General features: G+C 58.6%; 2 protein-coding genes. Both read left to right on the top strand.

Annotated features, from left to right (window positions below):
- Positions 1-316 (top strand): ABC transporter permease subunit (locus tag AC1DRJ_RS25855; RefSeq protein ID WP_477804656.1); only part of this gene is annotated, 316 nt, incomplete at its 5' end.
- A 35-nt stretch (positions 317-351) separates the two neighbouring features.
- The gene (locus AC1DRJ_RS25850; protein ID WP_477804655.1) at positions 352-1,725 is read left to right on the top strand and encodes an LLM class flavin-dependent oxidoreductase; all 1,374 of its coding nucleotides are present in this window, start codon (positions 352-354) and stop codon (positions 1,723-1,725) included.
- Positions 1,726-1,947: the final 222 nt, after the last annotated feature.

Below are 1,947 nucleotides of genomic sequence, written 5' to 3'. Positions count from 1 at the left end.
GCGCGAAGCGGCGATGGCTCTGGGTCTAAGGCCGACGGCGACGTTTCTGCACGTCGTCCTGCCGCAAGCCATGCGCACGATCATTCCCCCGACAACCAGTCAGTTCATCTCGATGCTGAAGGACTCATCCCTGATTTCGGTCATGGGGGTGTGGGAGGTCATGTTCCTGGCTCAGTCCTATGGGCGATCTTCCTATCGCTACATCGAAATGCTCACTACCGCTGCCGTCATTTATTGGCTCCTTTCCATTGGGTTGGAGTTGATACAGCACCGTCTTGAACGCCACTACGGCAAAGGTTTCAAGAATCAGCGTTGACCCGACCCGTTTTCAGACTTTTTACAGGTACTACGATGTCCGATCCAAAACCTCTGTTGTTTGCGCTCTATGAGCAAGCCAGTGTCGGCTGTGGCGGTGCGCCAAGCCTCTGGACGCACCCGGCCGATGAGCGGCTGGCGATCAATTCTCTGGGCTACTGGTCGAATTTGGCGCGTATCGCCGATCAGGCTCACCTCGACATGCTGTTTTTTGGTGATGTGCTGGGTTTCTACGATGTGTTTGGTGGTAACGCTGATGCGGCCATGAAGTGGGCCGTGGAAGCGCCGGCGAATGATCCGTTGATGATCATTCCGGCATTGGCCGCCGTGACGGAAAACCTGGCCTTTGGCGTCACCGTCACCACAAGCTACGAGCACCCCTTTACCCATGCCCGGCGGTTCAGCACCCTGGATCACCTCACCAATGGTCGAGTCGGCTGGAACATCGTCACCTCCTACCTGTCCAGCGCCGCTCGCAACTTCGGCCTGGAGCAGATGATCAAGCACGATGACCGCTATGAACGCGCCGAGGAATTTCTCGATGTGGCTTACAAACTCTGGGAAGGCAGTTGGGCCGACGATGCCGTGGTCGCCGACAAGGCGCGTCAGCTCTATGCCCGGGGCGATCGCGTGCGGCCAATCAACCACGCGGGTGAACATTACCGGGTGGCCGGGCCGCACTTGACCTCCCCATCGCCGCAGCGCACACCGCTATTGATTCAGGCCGGCTGGTCGGGGCGCGGTCGTGAATTTGCGGCCAAGCACGCCGAGCTGATCTTTATTGCCAAGTCCAACCCACACGAAATCCGCCAAGGCCTGGAAGAAATCTGGGCCAGGGCTCAGGCGCGTGGCCGTCAGCGTGAGGATGTGAAGTCCCTGACCGTGCTGCGTATCGTCACGGCCAAAACCGAGATTGAAGCGCAACGCAAATATGATGAACTGCAAAGCAACTACCACTTGCAGGCGCAATTGGTCAGCTATGCCGGCGATACCGGTATCGATATCAACCGCTACGCCGACAGTGATGCACTGTCGACCCACACCGAAGGCATGACCTCCTATGTGATGCATCCCGATGGCAGTGGCAAACCGCTGACGGCTGGCGACGTCAAACAGCGCTTTGCCCACGTCACCCGAGGCAGCGACCTGATCCTGGTGGGCACCCCGCAACAGGTGGCCGAGCGAATCGAGGAACACGCACGGATTTCCGGCACCAGCGGCTATATGCTCAACCCGCTGATCAGCCCCGGCAGCCTCGAAGATTTCGTTGAATTGATCATTCCTGAACTTCAAAAACGTGGCCTTTATCGGACTGAACCGCAGAGCGGGACCTTCCGTTCGCGGTTACGGGCCGACGGCGCCAGTCACTTGCCGGATTCGGCTTACGGGGCATCGTTCCGTTTTAGATAAAGGCTCGTAGGGGGGGAGGCGACCGTGGGTTGGCAAGTCGTCTCTTTGCCCTACCCAGATGCGGTTCAGAAGTTTTCAGCGTTTTTCAGCGTCCAGCGGGGGCGGCTCGGCGTATTTCAGAGCGGGCCTGTCGTTGGCGTGTATTACTGGGGTCTCTTGGCAGCGGCCATGAACATAGGCTGGCGCCCTGTCTTGCCTATAAGGTAATGCCCGTGCTGGTAG

It is taken from the genome of Pseudomonas sp. P5_B2, assembly GCF_056400445.1.
This window is presented reverse-complemented; position numbering and strand designations above follow the sequence as displayed.

Coding starts and splice junctions, on each gene's coding strand:
- AC1DRJ_RS25850 (WP_477804655.1), top strand. CDS start 352: ATGTCCGATCCAAAACCTCTGTTGTTTGCGCTCTATGAGCAAGCCAGT.